The 6,150-nt window shown below is 58.1% G+C and carries 9 protein-coding genes; 7 read left to right on the top strand and 2 right to left on the bottom strand.

Annotated features, from left to right (window positions below; translation table 11 throughout):
- The 6 genes from lpdA to AAAB35_RS01500 form a co-directional block, all read left to right on the top strand.
- The coding region (gene lpdA / locus AAAB35_RS01475) for a dihydrolipoyl dehydrogenase (protein WP_340666480.1) at window positions 1-1,410 on the top strand (1,410 nt) is incomplete at its 5' end.
- A 78-nt stretch (window positions 1,411-1,488) separates the two neighbouring features.
- Window positions 1,489-1,686: a hypothetical protein gene (locus tag AAAB35_RS01480; protein ID WP_340666487.1), complete on the top strand. Its 198-nt coding sequence runs from the start codon at window positions 1,489-1,491 to the stop codon at window positions 1,684-1,686.
- A gap of 12 nt (window positions 1,687-1,698) precedes the next feature.
- Entirely contained in the window at window positions 1,699-1,977 is a 279-nt protein-coding gene (locus AAAB35_RS01485; protein ID WP_340666481.1) for a GlsB/YeaQ/YmgE family stress response membrane protein, read from the top strand.
- Window positions 1,978-1,986: 9 nt separating this feature from the next.
- The gene (gene lipA, locus AAAB35_RS01490; protein WP_340666482.1) at window positions 1,987-2,952 is read left to right on the top strand and encodes a lipoyl synthase; all 966 of its coding nucleotides are present in this window, start codon (window positions 1,987-1,989) and stop codon (window positions 2,950-2,952) included.
- Window positions 2,952-3,410 carry a type II toxin-antitoxin system RatA family toxin gene (locus AAAB35_RS01495; RefSeq protein WP_340666483.1) on the top strand — a complete coding sequence of 153 codons (459 nt, stop codon included), beginning with the start codon at window positions 2,952-2,954 and terminating at the stop codon, window positions 3,408-3,410. Before lipA ends, AAAB35_RS01495 begins: the two co-directional genes overlap by 1 nt.
- A gap of 28 nt (window positions 3,411-3,438) precedes the next feature.
- Entirely contained in the window at window positions 3,439-3,882 is a 444-nt protein-coding gene (locus AAAB35_RS01500; protein WP_340666484.1) for a GNAT family N-acetyltransferase, read from the top strand.
- Here the strand turns inward: AAAB35_RS01500 and AAAB35_RS01505 are convergent.
- Together AAAB35_RS01505 and AAAB35_RS01510 are read right to left on the bottom strand one after the other, a co-directional pair.
- Window positions 3,879-4,373, bottom strand: coding sequence for a nicotinamide-nucleotide amidohydrolase family protein (locus tag AAAB35_RS01505; RefSeq protein WP_340666485.1), 495 nt, complete (start codon window positions 4,371-4,373; stop codon window positions 3,879-3,881). The two genes, AAAB35_RS01500 and AAAB35_RS01505, sit on opposite strands and share 4 nt — an antisense overlap.
- Entirely contained in the window at window positions 4,370-5,605 is a 1,236-nt protein-coding gene (locus tag AAAB35_RS01510; RefSeq protein WP_340666488.1) for a bifunctional 2-C-methyl-D-erythritol 4-phosphate cytidylyltransferase/2-C-methyl-D-erythritol 2,4-cyclodiphosphate synthase, read from the bottom strand. Before AAAB35_RS01510 ends, AAAB35_RS01505 begins: the two co-directional genes overlap by 4 nt.
- A gap of 129 nt (window positions 5,606-5,734) precedes the next feature.
- On the opposite strand from AAAB35_RS01510, the gene AAAB35_RS01515 reads away from it, so the two are divergent.
- The coding region (locus tag AAAB35_RS01515; RefSeq protein WP_340666486.1) for a tRNA-dihydrouridine synthase at window positions 5,735-6,150 on the top strand (416 nt) is incomplete at its 3' end.

Consider the following 6,150-nt stretch of genomic DNA (forward strand, 5'->3'; position numbering starts at 1 on the left):
GGCCCCGGCGGCTATGTCACCGCGATCCGCTCCGCGCAGCTCGGCTTCAAGACCGCTATCGTCGAGCGTGAGCATCTTGGTGGCATCTGCCTGAATTGGGGATGCATACCGACAAAAGCGCTTCTCCGCTCCGCCGAAATCTTTCACTACGGCCAGCACCCCAAGGACTATGGTCTCACGATCGAAGGCAAGATTTCCGCCGACATCAAAGCCGTCGTGCAACGTTCGCGCGGCGTCTCGGCACGCCTCAACGGTGGCGTTGGCTTTCTGATGAAGAAGAACAAGGTTGATGTGATCTGGGGCGAAGCGAAGCTTTCGAAGCCCGGCGAGATCATTGTTTCGAAGACCTCGAAGAAGCCTATGGAGCCGCAGAATCCGGTACCCAAGAACACGCTTGGCGAAGGTACTTATACGGCTAATCATATCATAATCGCCACTGGCGCGAGGCCCCGCGCGCTCCCGGGTATCGAGCCAGATGGCAAACTGATCTGGACCTATTTCGAGGCGATGGTTCCACCGGAAATGCCGAAGTCGCTGGTGGTCATGGGGTCAGGCGCCATCGGTATAGAATTCGCTTCATTCTACAGAACCATGGGTGCGGACGTGACTGTGGTCGAGCTTCTGCCGACTGTCATGCCGGTTGAGGATGCCGAAATCTCGGCCTTCGCCCGCAAGCAGGTCGAAAAGCAGGGGATGAAGATCATAACTGACGCCAAGGTCACCAAGGTTGAGAAAGCGGCGAACTCCATTACCGCTCATGTTGAAACCAAGGACGGCAAGGTCGAAAAGATCACGGCCGAACGGCTGATTTCCGCCGTTGGCGTCCAGGGCAACATTGAGAACCTGGGACTGGAGGCGCTTGGCATCAAGACCGATCGTGGCTGCATCGTCGCGGATGGCTATGGCAAGACCAATGTCGCAGGCATTTATGCGATCGGCGATGTGGCCGGCCCACCCATGCTCGCGCACAAGGCGGAGCATGAGGGTGTGATCTGCGTCGAAAAGATTGCGAACTTCCCTGGCGTCCATGCGCTGGAAAAGGACAAGATCCCAGGCTGCACCTACTGCCAGCCTCAGGTTGCGTCTGTCGGACTGACGGAAGCAAAGGCCCAGGAAGGCGGGCGTGAGATCCGCGTCGGACGCTTCCAGTTCGCCGCGAACGGCAAGGCCATCGCGTTGGGTGAAGACCAGGGGCTGGTCAAGACCATCTTCGACAAGAAGACCGGCCAGCTGATCGGCGCCCATATGGTCGGTGCGGAAGTGACGGAACTCATCCAGGGCTTCGTGGTCGCCATGAATCTGGAGACGACTGAGGAGGAGCTGATGCACACCGTATTCCCGCATCCGACCCTCTCCGAGATGATGAAGGAAAGCGTGCTCGACGCGTATGGCCGTGTGTTGAACGCCTAACGGAAAGATGGCGGATTGATCATAAACGACAGCAGGCCCTGGACCAATCTCGCATGGGCGGTCCTCAAGTGGTCGACCATCGTCGGCCTGCTGATCGGGTTCGTGCCATCTGCCTTGAGTCTGCTGTCCGGTAACACCATATCCGTGAACGGAACGGCGATAGGCGGGTGGATTGGTGTTTGGGTCGTCACGTTTGCGTGCGGCTTGGGCGGTTTTCTTTTCGGTGCTATATGGGCGCTGGTGTTGCGCGCCATTGCCATCGCATCCGGGCGCTAGCGGGAGAAGGACATGGATCAGCCAGTCGGTATCATGGGCATGCCCGGTGTGGGTTTCTTCGGAATGCTGGTCATCGGCTTCATTGCCGGTTATATCGCGGAGAAGGCGATGAACCGCAACCACGGGCTGCTTACCAACATTCTCGTCGGTATTGCCGGTTCTTTCGTCGGCGGCACACTGGCTGGCCTTCTTGATTTCCAGTTCTACGGATTCCTGGGAAATCTGATCGTCGCTACCGCCGGCGCAATTCTCATTCTGTGGATTTTTGGCAGAGCCAGGACCGCGAACTAGGAAGACATAATGGTAACGGTACTTGACACGATCGATCAGAAGCGGCGCCTTCGCCACCCGGAGAAGGCACATCGCCCGGATTCGGAGGTTTTGAAAAAGCCTGACTGGATCAGGGTCAAGGCGCCCGTATCGAAGGGATACTCTGAAACGCGCGATATCGTGCGTTCGCACAATCTCGTCACGGTGTGCGAGGAAGCCGGTTGCCCCAACATTGGCGAGTGTTGGGATAAGAAGCACGCGACATTCATGATCATGGGCGAAATCTGCACCCGCGCCTGCGCCTTCTGCAATGTCGCGACGGGTTTGCCGACGGCGCTTGATCCGAATGAACCGGAAAATGTCGGCAAGGCGGTCAAGAAGATGGGCCTCTCGCACGTCGTTATCACGTCCGTCGACCGCGATGACCTGCAAGACGGCGGAGCACAGCATTTTGCCGATGTAATCCACGCTATCCGCCGCATATCGCCCGGTACGACCATCGAAATCCTGACGCCCGACTTCCTGCGCAAGGAAGGGGCCCTGGAGATCGTGGTTGCCGCCCGTCCTGACGTTTTCAACCACAACCTTGAAACGGTGCCGTCCAACTACCTGAAAGTTCGCCCCGGTGCGCGCTACTTCCATTCGATCCGGCTGTTGCAGCGCGTAAAGGAACTCGATCCGACGATCTTCACCAAATCCGGCATCATGGTCGGGCTGGGCGAGGAACGAAACGAAATCCTGCAGCTCATGGACGATCTTCGCAGCGCTGACGTCGATTTCATGACGATGGGCCAATACCTCCAGCCGACACGCAAGCACCATCCGGTGCTGAACTATGTGACGCCAGAGGAATTCAAGTCCTATGCGACTATCGCCAAGACCAAGGGCTTCCTTGTCGTTGCCTCAAGCCCGCTGACCCGTTCGTCGCACCACGCCGGCGAAGACTTTGCACGATTGAAGGCTGCACGCGAGGCGATGCACGCAAACCGTAGCTGATGCCGAAATTCGAGACGAGCCGCCCTGTCATCCATCGCGCCGAGGAGATGTTCGAACTCGTTGCGGACGTGGAGACGTATCCGCAGTTTCTACCCATGTGCGAGAGCCTCAAGGTGCGCTCACGCAAGGAAAGTCATGGCAAGACATTGCTGATTGCCGATATGACGGTAGGGTACAAGCTCATTCGGGAGACCTTCACCAGCCAGGTGTTGCTCAAGCCGCAAGAGAAGGTGATCCTGACCAAATATATCGACGGACCTTTCCGCTATCTCGACAATCGCTGGCAGTTTATTCCGGCGGAGAACCCGGAACATTCCGTCGTCAAGTTTTATATCGATTACGAATTCAAAAGCCGCACGCTCGGTTTCGTCATGGGCTCCATGTTCGATATCGCCTTCCGGAAATTCACCGAAGCGTTTGAAAAACGTGCGGATGTTATCTATGGCAGGAATGAATAATCGCCTGACTGCATGAAGGTAATCTGCGATGCAACACGAAGATCAGGAATATCAAGTTCAAATCGGGACGCCGTCCGTAGAGGACTATCGCAGGCTGCGTGACGTTGCGGGCCTGAGCTCCAAGAGCCAGGAGGCGGCCGAACGGGGCCTCCCAAACACTGTCTATGCCGCGACAGTTCAATATCGTTCCAGCGCGGTCGCCATGGGTCGCATCGTCGGCGACGGCGGATGTTTCTATCAGATTGTGGATATTGCCGTTGATCCCGAGCATCAAGGCAAGGGGCTCGGCAAGGTGATCGTTTCCAGGCTCGTCGATTACTTGCATACCGAAGCGCCGGATGGCGCTTACGTCAGCTTGATCGCCGATGGTCCCGCTCGATATCTTTACGCGAAATTCGGGTTCAAGCCGGTGACGCCCGAGTCGATCGGCATGGCCATCGAGATCAGGCGCGCAGGCGAATACGTAGATTAGTCGTTCAAAGCCTTGAGGACCATATCCAGCGCGGTATTCACGGCGGCAAGCCGGATTGAAGCGCGGCCGTGATCGGCAAACACATGCCGCTCCGCGACGGGTGGTTTTCCCTTGAGCGCAAGGCCGAACCAAACAAGGCCTACGGGCTTTTCGGCCGAACCGCCGCCCGGGCCTGCGACGCCGGTCACAGCAATAGCGATGCCTGCGCGCGAATGGCTGAGCGCACCTGCAGCCATCGCCAGGGCGACCTCCTGCGATACGGCGCCATGCGCTGCGATGACTCCGGCGGGAACACCGACCATTTCGTGCTTCGCTTCGTTGGAGTAAGTGACAAAGCCACGATCCACGACATCCGAAGAGCCGGCAATATCGGTGAGCGAGGCTGCAATCATCCCCCCCGTGCACGATTCGGCGGTTGCAAGCAGGATGCCGCTTTGGCGACAAGCTTCGAGAACGGCAATGGCCTTTGCTTCCGCGATCAGACTGCTCATTCCGGCAGTCCTCCGGGATAAATGACGGACGCCGTTGCTATGGCAGCAATGCCTTCCTGCCTTCCAATGAAACCGAGTTTTTCATTGGTCGTCGCCTTGATCGAAATGCGGTCGGGTGAAATGCCCAGCATTTTCGATAGTGCCGCGGTCATAGCCTCCCGATGCGGCCCAACCTTCGGCGCTTCGCAGATAAGGGTGATGTCAGCATTGGCGATGCGCCCGCCTGCCTCTTTCACGATCTTGACCGCGTGTTCGACAAAGATATGCGATGCCGCACCCTTCCACTTCGGATCCGAGGGCGGAAAGTGCGTGCCGATATCTCCTGCACCGCGCGTTGCCAGCAGTGCGTCGGTCAGCGCGTGCAGGGCAACGTCCGCATCCGAATGCCCCGAAAGCTTGCGATCATGGTCAATAAAGACGCCGGCAAGCATCACTCCGTTTCCGGGCTCGAATGCGTGCACATCGTAGCCGTTGCCGGTGCGAACATCAGGATAGGCTGAGAGTTGCTTCGTCAGGCGTTCATCGGCCATTTCGATATCCTTCGCCCAGGTCAATTTGGTGTTGTCCGCCGACCCTTCCACAATCCTGACGGGTAAGCCATGCCATTCGGCAATAGCGGAATCGTCGGTAAAATCCGATCGTCCCGCAGCAAAGGCTGCCTCGTGGGCGGCAAGGATCGGCTGGAAGGGAAACGCTTGGGGCGTCTGAGCCGCATAGAGGCCGGCGCGGGGGACGGTGGCACTAACCATGGCATCATTGCCGGCGGCTTTGAGCGTGTCGGAAACTGCGAGCACAGGCAGAACGCCGATATGCGGCGTCAGGTTGAAAACAACCCGCTCAAGCAGGTCGGCAGATATGAACGGGCGTACGCCGTCGTGGATCAGGACATGGTCAGGAGAAATATCCTTGAGCGCCAAGAGTCCGAGGCGTGTCGATTCCTGACGCGTCGGTCCACCTGTGACAGCGATGACATGTGCAGTCTGGTCGCCGAGCGCCTGGGCGAACAGGATGTCATCCTCCTTGTGGATGACGACAACGACGTCGTCGATCAGCGGACAATCGATAAACGCACGCAATGTATGCGCGAGAACGGCTTCGCCACCGATCCTGCGGTATTGCTTCGGCCCTTCAACGCTTTGGCCGGCGCGTTCTCCGCGCCCGGCCGCGACGATGACGGCTGCGACCCGCGCCTGCTTGTTACCAGTCTTTCCCGCCACATTTCTCTCCGTGATGGCAACTCCGTTACCCTTTGCAACGATGAAAGGCCAGAGAATTGAGTCGGCGCGACGTCAAAATAGGAGCAACTAATGACGCACTTTGCCTTGCGAAGAGGCACGATCCTGTCTAAAGGATAGGCTATTATGAAATTGCATACGAAACAGGCAAAATCGCGGGTTGAACTGACGCATACGTTGCACGTTGGCGACGTGGTTTTGCGCAATCGCGTATTTCTCGCGCCCATGTCAGGCGTTTCGGACTTGCCTTTCCGGCAGCTAGCGTGGCAGGCCGGGGCCGGCATGGTTGTCTCGGAAATGGTGGCAAGCGCGGAGCTCTGCACGCGCGAGCGCGGCAATTTATTGCGGCTGAGAGGCGACGGCCTTGGCACTCACGTCGTTCAGATCGCGGGCCGCGAGGCAAAATGGATGGCCGAGGCGGCGCGCATTGCCGAAGGCGAAGGCGCACACATCGTCGATATCAATATGGGTTGCCCTGCCAAGAAGGTAACTGGCGGCCTTTCCGGCTCGGCGCTGATGCGCGATCTCGATCATGCCCTGAC

It is taken from the genome of Phyllobacterium sp. (assembly GCF_037994425.1).
In the GTDB taxonomy this organism is placed as follows: Bacteria; Pseudomonadota; Alphaproteobacteria; order Rhizobiales; family Rhizobiaceae; genus Phyllobacterium.